This is a genomic window from Rhizobium sp. Nf11,1 (assembly GCF_050587665.1).
Lineage (GTDB): Bacteria > Pseudomonadota > Alphaproteobacteria > Rhizobiales > Rhizobiaceae > Rhizobium.
This window is the reverse complement of record NZ_JBOBHU010000014.1, coordinates 52,993-65,963: the sequence shown is the minus strand read 5'-3', so window position 1 is coordinate 65,963 and position 12,971 is coordinate 52,993. Positions and strand designations below refer to the sequence as shown.

The window sequence follows — 12,971 nt, the reverse complement described above, 5'->3', positions numbered from 1 at the left end:
AGCCGCCCAAATTTGATCTAACCTCTTCCCTTAACTGGCATCACTGTCTAGTTTCGTTGCAATGCAGGATAAAGAGGACCTCATGGTATCGGGAAACCCGCCACGCCATTCGAAGAGCGCCGATGAGCCGGTCACGATCGACCTCGATGCACAGGACTTCGCCTCCGAAGCCGATACCGAAAAGCCGGTGAACAATCATTCCGGCGACGCTGACAGCCACCCTGCGGATCTCGGCCCGCCGCCCGAAACCGAAGCGGCGTCGCAGCCTGAACCCGAAAGCAGGCCCGAATCGGAGCCGGAGGAGGAGAAGTCGGCAGCCGCCGAATCTTCCTTCACACCCCCTGCCGAACAGCCCGCGCGGCGGGGCGCCGGCACCTCCGGTCTTATCGCCGCCGGCATTTTCGGCGGTCTCGTGGCGCTGCTTGGCGCGGGTGTCATTCAATATGCAGGTTACCTCCCGGGTTCCTCCGCCCCGCAGACCTCGTCCGAGATCGCCGATCTCTCCGGTGAGATCGAAGGCTTGAAACAGACCGTCGCCAACCTTGCCGCCAATCCCGTAAACACGGGTGACGGCGCGTTCGAGACGCGGATTGCCGCGCTGGAAACGGCTGCGAAGAACACCGCAGCGGCGCCATCGGCAGATCCTGCAAATGTCGAGGCGCTCAACCAGAAGGTTGCAGAGCTCAGCAGTCAGGTCGACCAGCTGCGCTCGATGCTTGCCCAGTCCTCCGACCAACAGACGAGCAGCGACGCCGATATCGCCAAGCGCCTCGCCGAGGCCGAAAAGAAGCTCAATGAGCCGCGCGAGGATGTTGCCGTCGCCCGAGCCATCGCGGCCGCCGCCCTGAAGGCGGCGATCGATCGCGGCGGGCCGTTCCTGGCCGAGTTGGATACGTTCGCCGGCGTCGCACCTGACGATCCTGCTGTCGCCGACTTGCGTGGCTTTGCCGAGACCGGCGTTCCCTCACGCGCCGACCTGATGCGCCAGGTTCCCGACGTTGCAACCGCCATCATCGAATCGATTAATCAGCCGGATCCGAACCAGAGCTGGTCGGATCGGCTGATGGCGAGCGCAAAATCGCTGGTGACGGTCCGACCCGTCGGCAATATCGAAGGCGAAAGCGTCGAAGCGATCGCCGCCCGCTTAGAAGACAAGGTGAAGAACGGCGATCTGCCCGGTGCGTCCGCCGAATGGAACAATCTGCCGCCCCCCGGCAAGCAAGCGTCCGCCGCCTTCAAGCAGTCGCTGGAAGCGCGCATCCGTGTCGAGGAACTGGTCGGCGGGGCGCTGTCGAAAGCCGTCAACGGCGCCGGCAAGGAAGGGTGAGACCATGACCAGGCTAGTCATCTTCGCCTTGCTCGTCCTGCTTCTTGCCTACGGCTTCTCCTGGTTCGCCGACCGCCCCGGGGACATCTCGCTGATCTGGGAGGGCCAGATCTACCAGACGAAACTGATCGTCGCCGTCAGCGCGATCATCGCCCTTATCGCCGCCGTGATGATCGCCTGGTGGTTCGCCCGGTTGATCTGGACTTCGCCGCATTCGGTGACACGCTATTTCCGCGCCCGCAAGCGCGATCGCGGCTATCAGGCACTGTCGACCGGCCTGATCGCCGCGGGCGCCGGCAATGCATTGCTCGCCCGCAAGATGGCGGCTCGTTCGCGTGGCCTCATCCGCGCCGATCAGGAGCCGCTGATCAATCTGCTCGAGGCTCAGGCGGCACTGATCGAAGGCCGCCATGATGAGGCGCGCGCCAAGTTCGAAGCCATGGCCAACGACCCGGAAACGCGCGAACTTGGCCTGCGCGGCCTCTATCTCGAAGCCCGCCGCCTCGGAGCCAACGAGGCCGCCCGCCAATATGCCGAAAAGGCCGCCGACAACGCCCCCTATCTGCCCTGGGCCGCCCAGGCGACCCTCGAATATCGCAGCCAAGCCGGCCGCTGGGACGATGCGATCCGACTGCTCGAGCAGCAGAAGGCCGCCCGCGTCGTTGACAAACCCGAGGCCAACCGCCTGCACGCCGTGCTGCTGACGGCACGCGCCACCGAAAAGCTGGAAGGCAACCCGGCCGGCGCCCGCGACGACGCCCTGCAGGCGCTGAAGCTCGCCGCCGATTTCGTTCCGGCCGCTCTCATTGCCGCGAAGGCACTGTTCCGCGAAGGCGGTCTGCGCAAGGCCGCTTCGATCCTCGAACAAGTATGGAAATCGGCGCCTCATCCCGAGATCGGCCAGACCTATGTCAGAGCCCGCAGCGGCGATTCCACACTCGACCGCCTGAAACGCGCCGAACGGCTGGAAGCGATGCGCCCGAACAATGTTGAATCTCTTCTTGTCGTCGCTAAGGCGGCGCTCGACGCGCAGGAATTTGCCAAGGCGCGCGCCAAGGCGGAAGCGGCGGCGCGCATTGAGCCGCGTGAAGCCGCCTTCCTGCTCCTGGCCGACATCGAGGAGGCCGAGACCGGCGACCAGGGCCGCGTGCGCCACTGGCTCGCCCAGGCGCTGAAAGCCCCGCGCGATCCCGCCTGGGTTGCGGATGGTTTCGTCTCCGACAAATGGCTGCCGGTGTCGCCGGTCACCGGTCGTCTCGACGCCTTCGAATGGAAGGCGCCGTTCGGTCAGATCGAGGGGCCGGTCGAAGACGGCTCAGTCCCGGCCTCGATCGAAACGGCTCTGAAGACCCTGCCGCCGCTGCGTGACGTCAAACCGGAAAGCCCGGTCAACGATCACCGCATTATTGAGCTGGAACGCGCCGCAACGATCGCCGAGGCTGTGCGCCCGGCGCCGGCAAAGCCGAAACCCGTCGAAGCCGCCGCCAGCGGCAAAGCGCCAGCACCGAACGAAGCAAAGCCCTTTTTCGGCGGGCTGCCGGATGATCCCGGCGTTCGCGATCCCAGGACGGAACCGGAACCCAAGACACGGCTTCGCCTTTTCTGACACGGAACGAAACCCGCATGTTCGAACGCTTTCAGGCATTCTTCCAGAATCTCACCGCCGATCGTCCGAAGAAAGGCTTTGCCCCCGATGACCCGCGCATCGCAGTGGCAGCACTCTGCATGCAGGTCATGGAAGCCGACGGCCAGATCAAGGCCAGTGAAAAGAAGCGGCTGCGCAAGCTCTTGAAGGAGCAGTATTCGCTCGACAGCAAGCAGCTCGATGCTTTGATGGCCGCCGGCCTCGAAGCCGAAAGCTCCGCCGTCGACTATTATCGCTTCACCGCCGACCTGAAACGCCATCTCGATACCGAGCAACGTCTGGAGCTGATCGGCATTCTCTGGGACATCGTTTATGCCGACGGCGAGCGCAGCGAGATGGAAGATCATGTCATCTGGCGTATCGCCGATCTGCTCGGGGTCTCCTCACGCGAACGCATTCAAAAGCGGCAGGAGGCGGCCGCCAGGGTAACGGATATCCAGGTTGCGCAAGATGATGCCGACTGAGCAAAACCTGAACAGGGACCGGCGCCCGATCCTTATCGTCCTGCATCAGGAGCGATCCAGTGCCGGACGTGTCGGGCAATTGCTGGTCGAAAAAGGCTACTGCCTCGATATCCGTCGCCCGGTCCTCGGTGATCCGCTTCCGATGACGCTCGCAGACCATGCCGGCGCCGTCGTCTTCGGGGGGCCGATGAGCGCCAACGATCCGGACGACTTCGTCAAGAAGGAGATCGACTGGATCGACGTCCCGCTACGGGAAAAACGCCCTTTTCTCGGCATCTGCCTCGGTGCCCAGATGCTGGTGCGTCAACTCGGCGGCAAGGTGCAGCCGAATGCCGACGGCTCGACGGAGATCGGCTGGTACCCGCTGCACCCGACCGAGAAGGGCCGCCTGCTGATGCACTGGCCGAAGATGGTCTATCATTTTCACCGCGAAGGCTTCGAGCTGCCACACGGTGCCGATCTGCTCGCCGAAGGCGATGCCTACCCGAACCAGGCCTTCCGCTACGACGGTAACGCCTGGGGCCTGCAGTTCCATGCCGAGCTCACCCGGGTGATGATGCATCGCTGGGTCGTGCACGGTGCGCATCGCTTCATTCTGCCGAATGCCCAGCAGGGCCGCGAACACCTCGAAGGCCGCATGCTGTTCGACGCGCCGCTGAGAGCTTGGCTGACAGAATTCCTCGATCTCGTCTTCGAGGGAAAGTCGGCGAAGGCGACACCGTCTATCACTCTGCACGCATAATTCCGCTTAGCGGTCAGGCGGGCGCGTCGAGCGTGTCGATCCTGCGCAGCTTCGGGAAACTGGAAGCCCAGATCGCCGCAACCGCCAGAGTTCCGATCCCGCCGATGATGACTGCTGGCACCGCGCCGAAGACCGACGCCATCGTGCCCGCCCTGAACTCCCCAAGTTCGTTGGAAGCGCCGACAAAGACCATGTTGACCGCATTGACCCGGCCGCGGAGTTGGTCCGGCGTCCAGAGCGCGATCAGGCTCTCGCGCACATAGACCGACACCATGTCGGCCGCGCCCATCAGCGCCAGTGCTGCGATCGAAATTTCGGTATTGGTCGAGGCGCCGAAGATGATGGTGCCGACACCGAACAGGGCAACGCCGATGAACATATAGAGACCGGCGCGGTGTTTCAGCGGGTAGGCTGCGAGGAAGATCGCCATGACGATGGCGCCGAGTCCTGGCGCTGCCCGCAGCAGTCCGAGTCCCCAAGGGCCAAGCGTCAGAATATCGCGGGCGAAGATCGGCATCAGTGCAGTCGCACCGCCGAGCAGAACGGCGAAGAGATCGAGCGAGATCGCGCCGAGCACCACCTTTTCGGCACGGATGAAACTGAAGCCGCCGAGGATCATCGCCCAGCTCTTGGCCTCGCCCGTCGTCTTCTGTTCCGGCTTGGGGATCATGAAGAGGAGAGCCGCGCCGAGGATGGAAAAGATGACCGCCACCGTATAGGCGGTCGTCGCACTGACGCCATAGAGCAGGCCGCCGATCACGGGCCCGGTGATCGCCGCGAGCTGCCAGGACGATGAATTCCAGGCGATCGCATTGGAAAGGGCGTGCTCGGGCACGAGATTGGGTGCGAGAGACTGCACCGCCGGCGACATGAAGGCACGCTCGATCCCGAAAATAAGAAGCACCGCAAAGACCGGCCAGGGCGCGAAGGTCTCCGTCGCCGTCATGATCAGCAGCGCCAGCGTGCAGAGCGCGCTTACCAGAGAGCAAAGAGCGGCGATGGCCCGGCGATTGTGCCGATCGGCGACCGAACCGGTGACCAGGATGAGCAGCAGCGACGGCAGGAACTGTACCAGCCCGATCAAACCGAGATAGATCGCCTTGCCGGTCTGATCGTACATCTGCCAGCCGACGGCGACACTGACGATCTGCTGCGAGAAGGACAGCAGGAAGCGCGCGAAGAAGAACCGCGTGTACGACGGATGCCGGAACGCGGCAAAACGGTCTCCGGTGGGCGAAAACGACATGGGCCTTGTCCGAGGAAGCGGGCGCGGAATGGCTGCGAAGCGGCCCGTTAAACATGATCTGCCATGCGTCTCCACACGGCACTTGCTCGTTTAGTCGCCAATGTCTACATGTCTGTCAACAACGAATTTGGAGATGACGATGTATGCGCTGCTGGCCACCATTGATTTAGCTTTGCGAATTTATACGTTCATTCTGGTCGGCAGCGCGATCTTCTCGTGGCTCTATGCCTTCAATGTCATCAATTCCCACAACCAGTTCGTCAGTCAGATTGGGATGTTCCTCTACAACATCACCGAGCCTGTGCTGCGCCCGATCCGCCGCTTCCTGCCCAATCTCGGCGGTATCGATATTTCGCCGATCATCCTGTTGCTGATCATCTTCTTCATCCGCATGCTTCTAGCAACCACCATTGCGCCGATGTTCGGCGTTGGCCTCTGAGCCGTCCCTGGAGCCTTTTCAGTGATCATCTGCGCCTCGCCGTCCGGCTGACGCCGAATGGCGGGCGTGACGCGATCGATGGCATCGAGGCGGATGGCGAAGGCGAAACGCACCTGAAGGCCCGCGTCACATCAGCCCCGGAAAAGGGCAAGGCCAACAAGGCCCTCATCCTTCTCGTCGCCCAATCGCTGCGCATTCCGAAATCCAGCGTCAGCCTCGTCTCCGGCGAGACGGCGCGCAAAAAAATCCTCCGGATCGAGGGCGACCCGGAGGATTTGGTAAAAAAGCTCGAAGCGTTATTAGGCTGAGGGTTCAGCCCTTCGCCTTCTTGGCCCGCTCGACGGCCTCGATGATGAGCTGGCCGGCTTCCTTGGAATCGCCCCAGCCGAAGATCTTCACCCACTTGCCGGGCTCCAGATCCTTGTAGTGCTCGAAGAAATGCTCGATCTGCTTCAGCGTGATCTCCGGAAGATCGGTAAAGTCCTTCACCTTCTCATAGCGCAGCGTCAGCTTCGGCGACGGCACGGCAATGATCTTCTCGTCTTTGCCGGAATTGTCTTCCATCTTCAGGACGCCGATCGGACGCACGTTGATGACGCAACCCGGAACCAGCGGCCGGGTGCTGGCGATCAGCACGTCGATCGGGTCGCCATCTTCAGACAGCGTGTGCGGTACGAAACCGTAATTGCCCGGATAGGTCATCGGCGTGTAGAGGAAACGATCGACGACCAGCGTGCCGGCCTCCTTGTCCATTTCATACTTGATCGGATGACCGCCAACAGGAACCTCGACGATAACGTTGACGTCTTCAGGTGGATTGTTACCGATTGAAATGGCGTCGATGCGCATAGGATACTCCCGCGGGGTTGAATTGCTCGAAGCCAGATAATCAGTTTCATCTCGCAACGCAACACGGCAGATCACCGATGCGTGATGACACCGGCGTGATGCGGCAAAAACTTTAAAGGAGAGGTGTGCGAAGCTTGAGCAGGCCGATCAGTTCCAGATGAAACCGATCTTCTTCAACTGCTTGTGGTCGAAATTTTCCATACCTTCGCAGAAATCGGTCCCGCCGTGGTGGCGGTAGAAGCGGCTGGCGGCCTCGTTTTCCTCGAGGCACCAGACGACCAGCCCGTTGCAGCCGAGCGACTTCAACAGCCGGCGCGCCTCGCCGAACAGCATGTGGCCGAGACCGATGCCCTGATATTCGGGGCGAAGATAAAGCTCGTAGATTTCGCCTTCCTGCGGCAGGGCGCGGGCACGGTTGAGACCGAGCGTCGCATAACCGGCGACCGTCCCTGCGACATCGAGAACCAGCAATGTCGCAGGTCCGCGCGTGGCCTTGCGCCACCAGTTCTCGCCACGACGCTCGATCATATGCGTCAGCGCGCGATGCGGAATGATGCCTGCATAGGTATGTTGCCACGCGAGCCTGTGCGTTTCCGAAATGGCTCGGGCATCGTGCGGTTCGGCCCGCCGGACATCGATCGACAACGTCTTCATAACGCTTACTCTGGTCCTGCCGCAGGCAATTAACCATATGCGGCGAGCGCATCGTGATCGATTGCCCACAGACTTGATATGTGGACGACGGATAAAATTTAACGCTTTTTTAACGATTGTCACAAGTCGGAATCAACGCAGCGCACAATAAAAAACCCCGGCTCGAAGGCCGGGGTTTGAAGGCGGTAACGACTGAGCTCTTAGAGAGCCGCCTTGGTCTTCTCGAACCGCTTGCGGTCGTTGGCGTCGAGATACATCTTGCGCAGGCGAATGGACTTCGGCGTGACCTCGACCAGTTCGTCTTCCTGGATCCAGGAGAGCGCGCGCTCCAGCGTCATGCGGATCGGCGGGGTCAGCTTGACGGCTTCGTCCTTGCCGGCGGCGCGGATGTTGGTCAGCTTCTTGCCCTTCAGAACGTTGACCTCGAGGTCGTTGTCGCGGGTGTGAATGCCGATGATCATGCCCATATAGACCTTTTCGCCGGCGTCGATGATCATCGGCCCGCGGTCTTCCAGGTTGAACAACGCGTAAGCAACGGCTTCACCGGCTTCGTTGGCGAGCAGCACGCCGTTGACGCGGCCGCCGATCTCACCCTTGTAGGGCTGGTAGCTGTGGAACAGGCGGTTCATGATCGCCGTACCACGCGTATCCGTCAGCAGTTCCGACTGATAGCCGATCAGGCCGCGAGTCGGCGCGTAGAAAACCAGACGGACGCGGTTGCCGCCGGACGGGCGAAGCTCGACCATTTCGGCCTTGCGCTCCGACATCTTCTGCACCACGACGCCGGAATGTTCTTCGTCGACGTCGATCAAAACTTCTTCGATCGGCTCCAGAAGCTGACCGCTCTCATCCTTGTGCATGACGACGCGCGGACGCGAAACGGCAAGCTCGAAGCCTTCGCGGCGCATGTTTTCGATGAGAACCGCAAGCTGAAGTTCGCCACGGCCGGAGACGAAGAACGAGTCCTTGTCGGCGCTTTCTTCGATCTTCAGCGCAACATTGCCTTCGGCTTCCTTGAACAGGCGGTCACGAATGACGCGGCTCGTCACCTTATCGCCTTCGGTGCCGGCTAGCGGCGAGTCGTTAACGATGAAGGACATAGTCACGGTCGGCGGGTCGATCGGCTGCGCCTTCAGAGCTTCCGTGACCGACGGATCACAGAAGGTATCGGCGACCGTGCCCTTGGAAAGGCCGGCGATCGCGACGATGTCGCCGGCGTGCGCTTCCTCGATCGGCTGACGCTCGATGCCGCGGAAGGCGAGGATCTTGGAAATACGGCCCTGCTCGATCAACTTGCCGTCCTGGCCGAGAACCTTGACAGCCTGGTTCGGCTTGATCGAGCCGGAGGCGATGCGGCCGGTGATGATACGGCCGAGGAAGTTGTTGGCTTCGAGGATGGTGCCGATCATCCGGAACGGACCTTCTTCGACCTTCGGCTCGGGCACGTGCTTGACGACGAGGTCGAGCAACGGTGCAAGGCCTTCGTCGGTCGGGCCTGCCGGATCGTAGTTCATCCAGCCGGCGCGACCGGAACCGTAAAGGATCGGGAAGTCGAGCTGTTCGTCGGTCGCATCGAGTGCGGCGAAAAGGTCGAAGACTTCGTTGACGACTTCGTCGGCGCGCGCATCGGGACGGTCGATCTTGTTGATCGCAACGATCGGACGCAGGCCTACCTTGAGGGCCTTGCCGACGACGAACTTGGTCTGCGGCATCGGGCCTTCGGCAGCGTCCACGAGAACGATCGCGCCGTCCACCATCGAGAGAATACGCTCGACTTCACCACCGAAGTCGGCGTGGCCGGGCGTGTCGACGATGTTGATGCGCGTGTCCTTCCATTCGATGGAAGTCGCCTTGGCGAGAATGGTGATGCCGCGCTCTTTTTCGATGTCGTTGGAATCCATCACGCGTTCCATGACGCGCTGGTTCTCGCGGAACGAGCCGGACTGTTTCAGAAGCTCGTCAACGAGAGTGGTCTTGCCATGGTCAACGTGCGCGATGATCGCGATGTTGCGAAGTGCCATATGTCATAATCTCTGAGGCTGGGGCGCTACGCCAAGTGGACGCGCCATTTACGTTTGGCGCGCTCTTACCGGTTTTTTCGCGATTGCGAAAGGGGGTCGCGCGCGAAAGCTGCGGCATGGCTGCCGCCATGCCGCTCGCTTTTCTGTCATCAAACTGTCTTAAGCGTCGCTGCCTGTCAATTCCTCGAAGGTGGCGAGTCCCTTTTTGACCAGCATAGCATCCGGCCTCGGCAGCTTGCCGCGGAAGCCCTTATAGGCATCCTCGGGATCAACCGAGCCGCCGGCGGAATAGATATTCTCCTTGAGCTTGCGCGCCATCTCGCCGTTGAAGGCGTCTCCCGTCTCCTCGAAGGCGGCAAAGGCATCGGCGTCGAGAACTTCCGACCACATGTAGGAATAATAGCCGGCCGAATAACCGCCGGAGAAGATGTGCTGGAAGTGCGGTGTGGCATGGCGCATGACGATCGACTTCGGCATGCCGATCTCGGCCAGCACCTCCGCCTGTACCGCCATCGGATCGTCAACCGCTTCGCGCGTATGAAACGCCATATCGACGAGCGCCGACGAGGTGAATTCGACGGTATTGAAACCGGCATTGAAGGTGCGGGCCGCCAGTACCTTGTCGATCAGCACCTGCGGCATCGGCTCGCCTGTCTCGAAATGCACGGCGTATTCCTTGAGGATGGCGGGAACAGTCAGCCAGTGCTCATAAAGCTGCGAGGGCAACTCCACGAAATCGCGCGAGACGCCGGTGCCGGAAACCGAGGGATAGGTGACGTTTGAAAGCATGCCGTGCAGCGCATGGCCGAATTCATGAAACAGCGTGCGGGCATCGTCGAGCGACAGCAGCGCCGGCTTGCCTTCGGCGGGTTTGGCGAAATTGCAGACATTGTAGATGATCGGCAATTCGCCGCGGCGGCCGTTCTTCAGTTGCAGCTTGTGCTGCGATTGCAGCGAGCTCATCCAGGCGCCTGAGCGTTTCGAGCTGCGGGCGAAATAATCGCCGAGGAAAAGGGCGACCAGTCTGTCGTCCCGATCCCTGATTTCGAACACTCTGACGTCGGGGTGATAAGCCGCGACACCCTTCTTCTCGACCGCGCGGATGCCGAACAGCCGGCCAGCCACGTCGAAGCAGGCGTCGATGATCTTTTCGAGCTGCAGGTAGGGCTTGAGCTCGGCCTCGGAAAAATCGAACTTCCGCGCCCGGATCTTTTCGGCATAGTGGCGCCAGTCCCAAGGCATCACCTCATGGTTCCGCCCCTCTTCGGCGATCAGTGCCGCGATGTCGAGCTCTTCCTCGCCGGCGCGTTTCACCGCCCGCGCCCAGACGGCCCTCAGCAGGTCGTTCACCGCATCGGCCGTCTTGGCCATCGTATTGTCGAGCTTCAGCTCGGCGAAATTGCCGTAGCCGAGCAGCTTCGCCACCTCGTGGCGCAGGGCCAGCGTTTCCTTGATGACGCCGCGATTGTCAGTCTCCCCGCCGTTTGCGCCGCGCGCCACCCATGCCTTGAAGGCCTGTTCGCGCAGGTCCCGCCGCCCCGAGAAAGTCAGGAACGGCTCGATGATCGAGCGCGACAGCGTCACCGCATATTTGCCCTCCTCGCCGCGTTCGCGCGCCGCCGCTGCCATCGCGTCGCGCAGGAATTCCGGCAGCCCGTCGAGCTCTGCACCCTCGGATAGCATCAGCGCCCAGGCCTTCTCGTCGGCCAGCACGTTCTGGCCGAACTGCGTGCCGAGACCCGCGAGCTTTTCGTTGATCGCTGCAAGCTTCTCCTGCTCGGGCTTTTCAAGCTTGGCGCCTGATTTGACGAAGCCTTTCCAATGCCGCTCCAGCACCCGCGTCTGCTCCAGCGTCAGGTCGAGGCTCTCACGATTCTCCCAGAGCGTGTCGATGCGGGCAAAGAGCGCGGCATTCATCCCGATCTTCGAATAGTGCCGTGACATCTTCGGCGAAATCTCCCGCTCGAGCGCCTGGATGACTTCGTTGGTATGTGCGCCCGCCTTGTTCCAGAACAGCGCCGAAACGCGCGACAGTGCATCGCCGGCGATCTCAAGCGCCACCACCGTATTGTCGAATGTCGGCGCATCGCTATTTCCGGCAATCTCATCGATCTCCTGTTCATGCGCGGCGAGCGCTGCGCCGAAAGCGGCAGAAAAATCGCCATCCTCGATGGCATCGAAACGTGGCAGACCGTGGAGAGCGTCCCAGTTTACGAGCGCCGGATTGAAATCATGGGGAGAAGCCATCGGAGAATTCCTTTTGGTATGCGAACGGATGGTCAATATAGGAGAGCCGCCGCAGAATTGGTATGTCGCCGCGTCAGGCGTTTGCCTCGTCGGGCAATCTGACGCAGGTCAGCCAGAGCCGGCACACAAGATTTGACAATTGAAAATTAACTATTTGTTAACGATTGACGCGAATCACCCACAGGCGCTAGTTTCCCGATGATCTTCCTGCCAGGGGACATGCGCCATGGAAATTTTTTCCCTGCGGTCTTCTCAGAGTTTGCTGTTTAAAAACAACCCTAATAACGCAAGAAATTCGAAGACTGCCGATATTCAAATCGAGACAAAGGCTCCGGCCCCGGTTTCGTTCCAGCTCGAAGATAATCTCGACGAGGGGCCGGATTTCACCGCCGTCAGCCCTGGCGAGCTGCGCAACTACGCCCGCCAAAGCTTCGATAGCGGCCTGATCGATCAGAACACTTACGCCGCGATCTCCGAACCATTGCCGATGCATGCGATCGATCCACTGGGCAATATCATCGATCTCTCCAGCGTCACCGACGGCACGAGTTTCAATTTCCTCGATTATTATAAGAATCAGCTGCAGGTCGCCATGTCGATCGGCGATCCTCATGAAGTCCAGACGCTAAAGTCGATCGTCAATTTCCTGAACGGCTGAGCGAATGCGCCTCGCATGAAATGAGGCGCTTCAAGCCTTGCGCCAGCCGATGAGGCCGGGCGTTGCATGCCATAGCGCCTGGGCGGCAAAGCCCATGAACAGCACGCCGGACGAGCGCACGATCAGCCGCTCATGCGCGCGATAGAAGCGACGAACCGCCCCCGCCCCGATGATGCCGATCAGAATGACGTCGGCTGTCACGAAACCCAGGAAAGACACAACGAGAAGCACCGGCAGCGCCTCGAAATCGAGCGCGCCGGCCGAGCCTGCGACCAGCGCCGTGAATGTGGCAAGCGCGACCGGATAACCCTTCGGATTGGTGACGCCGAAAATCAGGCCACGCCGGAACGGCCGCTCGACCATAACAAGCGCCTGCCCGTCCGGTCTCGGCTTGGCGTTGACTGCGCCCCAACCGATCCAGGCGAGGTAGAAACCGCAGGCGAGCCCGAGCAGATCGAAGACGAAGGTCCCGATCGTCTTCGCCCCGACGATCGCAATCAGCGCCAGCGATGACCAGATGAGATCCCCGACCAGATGCCCCATCATGAACAAGGCGCCCGCCTTACGCCCCTGCCCGGCGCCGATGCCGAGCAGTTGCAGGAAGGCGGGTCCCGGAATGAGCACATAGAACAGCGCCGCCAGAAAGGCGCCGAAAAGCAGGGACTGCGTCATGGGGATG

13 protein-coding genes are annotated in these 12,971 nt (G+C 61.4%); 7 read left to right on the top strand and 6 right to left on the bottom strand.

Translation table 11 applies throughout. The features are described 5' to 3' along the window. Window positions 1–61: 61 nt before the first annotated feature. From ACQ7C1_RS20675 to ACQ7C1_RS20660, 4 genes are read left to right on the top strand one after another with little or no spacing between them, the layout of a single operon-like run. Window positions 62–1,327 carry a COG4223 family protein gene (locus ACQ7C1_RS20675; RefSeq protein ID WP_430959626.1) on the top strand — a complete coding sequence of 422 codons (1,266 nt, stop codon included), beginning with the start codon at window positions 62–64 and terminating at the stop codon, window positions 1,325–1,327. Window positions 1,328–1,331: 4 nt separating this feature from the next. Next, window positions 1,332–2,933 carry a heme biosynthesis protein HemY gene (locus ACQ7C1_RS20670; RefSeq protein WP_430959625.1) on the top strand — a complete coding sequence of 534 codons (1,602 nt, stop codon included), beginning with the start codon at window positions 1,332–1,334 and terminating at the stop codon, window positions 2,931–2,933. A 17-nt stretch (window positions 2,934–2,950) separates the two neighbouring features. Continuing rightward, the gene (locus ACQ7C1_RS20665) at window positions 2,951–3,436 is read left to right on the top strand and encodes a TerB family tellurite resistance protein (protein ID WP_085779719.1); all 486 of its coding nucleotides are present in this window, start codon (window positions 2,951–2,953) and stop codon (window positions 3,434–3,436) included. Next, the gene (locus tag ACQ7C1_RS20660; RefSeq protein ID WP_430959678.1) at window positions 3,426–4,178 is read left to right on the top strand and encodes a glutamine amidotransferase; all 753 of its coding nucleotides are present in this window, start codon (window positions 3,426–3,428) and stop codon (window positions 4,176–4,178) included. The genes ACQ7C1_RS20665 and ACQ7C1_RS20660 overlap by 11 nt, the downstream gene beginning before the upstream one ends. 13 nt (window positions 4,179–4,191) lie before the next feature. Here ACQ7C1_RS20660 and ACQ7C1_RS20655 read toward each other — a convergent pair whose 3' ends face one another. After that, window positions 4,192–5,424: an MFS transporter gene (locus tag ACQ7C1_RS20655; RefSeq protein WP_097598175.1), complete on the bottom strand. Its 1,233-nt coding sequence runs from the start codon at window positions 5,422–5,424 to the stop codon at window positions 4,192–4,194. A gap of 139 nt (window positions 5,425–5,563) precedes the next feature. Here ACQ7C1_RS20655 and ACQ7C1_RS20650 point away from each other — a divergent pair, with 139 nt between their 5' ends. Next, the gene (locus ACQ7C1_RS20650) at window positions 5,564–5,863 is read left to right on the top strand and encodes a YggT family protein (RefSeq protein ID WP_430959624.1); all 300 of its coding nucleotides are present in this window, start codon (window positions 5,564–5,566) and stop codon (window positions 5,861–5,863) included. After that, window positions 5,860–6,171 (top strand): DUF167 domain-containing protein, encoded by a 312-nt coding sequence (locus tag ACQ7C1_RS20645; RefSeq protein WP_430959677.1) that lies wholly within the window; start codon window positions 5,860–5,862, stop codon window positions 6,169–6,171. The genes ACQ7C1_RS20650 and ACQ7C1_RS20645 overlap by 4 nt, the downstream gene beginning before the upstream one ends. 4 nt (window positions 6,172–6,175) lie before the next feature. Here the strand turns inward: ACQ7C1_RS20645 and ppa are convergent, their stop codons facing one another. The 4 genes from ppa to ACQ7C1_RS20625 all read right to left on the bottom strand — a co-directional run bounded on the left by ppa (window position 6,176) and on the right by ACQ7C1_RS20625 (window position 11,634). Then, the gene (ppa, locus tag ACQ7C1_RS20640; RefSeq protein WP_064805467.1) at window positions 6,176–6,712 is read right to left on the bottom strand and encodes an inorganic diphosphatase; all 537 of its coding nucleotides are present in this window, start codon (window positions 6,710–6,712) and stop codon (window positions 6,176–6,178) included. Between the two features lie 147 nt (window positions 6,713–6,859). After that, on the bottom strand, window positions 6,860–7,366 hold the full coding sequence (locus ACQ7C1_RS20635; protein ID WP_430959623.1) for a GNAT family N-acetyltransferase: 507 nt from the start codon (window positions 7,364–7,366) through the stop codon (window positions 6,860–6,862). 200 nt (window positions 7,367–7,566) lie between these two features. After that, entirely contained in the window at window positions 7,567–9,387 is a 1,821-nt protein-coding gene (typA, locus tag ACQ7C1_RS20630) for a translational GTPase TypA (protein WP_064811516.1), read from the bottom strand. Window positions 9,388–9,546: 159 nt separating this feature from the next. Next, window positions 9,547–11,634: a M3 family metallopeptidase gene (locus ACQ7C1_RS20625; RefSeq protein ID WP_430959622.1), complete on the bottom strand. Its 2,088-nt coding sequence runs from the start codon at window positions 11,632–11,634 to the stop codon at window positions 9,547–9,549. A 226-nt stretch (window positions 11,635–11,860) separates the two neighbouring features. Between ACQ7C1_RS20625 and ACQ7C1_RS20620 the strand changes: the two genes are divergently transcribed. Then, window positions 11,861–12,292: a hypothetical protein gene (locus tag ACQ7C1_RS20620; RefSeq protein WP_097598178.1), complete on the top strand. Its 432-nt coding sequence runs from the start codon at window positions 11,861–11,863 to the stop codon at window positions 12,290–12,292. Window positions 12,293–12,322: 30 nt separating this feature from the next. Here the strand turns inward: ACQ7C1_RS20620 and ACQ7C1_RS20615 are convergent, their stop codons facing one another. Beyond that, entirely contained in the window at window positions 12,323–12,964 is a 642-nt protein-coding gene (locus ACQ7C1_RS20615; RefSeq protein WP_430959621.1) for a LysE family translocator, read from the bottom strand. Window positions 12,965–12,971: the final 7 nt, after the last annotated feature.

Excerpts from the sequence above, each read along its gene's own strand:
- ACQ7C1_RS20650 (WP_430959624.1), top strand. The coding sequence starts at position 5,564 with ATGTATGCGCTGCTGGCCACCATTGATTTAGCTTTGCGAATTTATACG.
- ACQ7C1_RS20665 (WP_085779719.1), top strand. The coding sequence starts at position 2,951 with ATGTTCGAACGCTTTCAGGCATTCTTCCAGAATCTCACCGCCGATCGT.
- ppa (WP_064805467.1), bottom strand. The coding sequence starts at position 6,712 with ATGCGCATCGACGCCATTTCAATCGGTAACAATCCACCTGAAGACGTC.
- ACQ7C1_RS20655 (WP_097598175.1), bottom strand. The coding sequence starts at position 5,424 with ATGTCGTTTTCGCCCACCGGAGACCGTTTTGCCGCGTTCCGGCATCCG.
- typA (WP_064811516.1), bottom strand. The coding sequence starts at position 9,387 with ATGGCACTTCGCAACATCGCGATCATCGCGCACGTTGACCATGGCAAG.
- ACQ7C1_RS20675 (WP_430959626.1), top strand. The coding sequence starts at position 62 with ATGCAGGATAAAGAGGACCTCATGGTATCGGGAAACCCGCCACGCCAT.
- ACQ7C1_RS20625 (WP_430959622.1), bottom strand. The coding sequence starts at position 11,634 with ATGGCTTCTCCCCATGATTTCAATCCGGCGCTCGTAAACTGGGACGCT.
- ACQ7C1_RS20670 (WP_430959625.1), top strand. The coding sequence starts at position 1,332 with ATGACCAGGCTAGTCATCTTCGCCTTGCTCGTCCTGCTTCTTGCCTAC.
- ACQ7C1_RS20620 (WP_097598178.1), top strand. The coding sequence starts at position 11,861 with ATGGAAATTTTTTCCCTGCGGTCTTCTCAGAGTTTGCTGTTTAAAAAC.
- ACQ7C1_RS20615 (WP_430959621.1), bottom strand. The coding sequence starts at position 12,964 with ATGACGCAGTCCCTGCTTTTCGGCGCCTTTCTGGCGGCGCTGTTCTAT.
- ACQ7C1_RS20660 (WP_430959678.1), top strand. The coding sequence starts at position 3,426 with ATGCCGACTGAGCAAAACCTGAACAGGGACCGGCGCCCGATCCTTATC.
- ACQ7C1_RS20635 (WP_430959623.1), bottom strand. The coding sequence starts at position 7,366 with ATGAAGACGTTGTCGATCGATGTCCGGCGGGCCGAACCGCACGATGCC.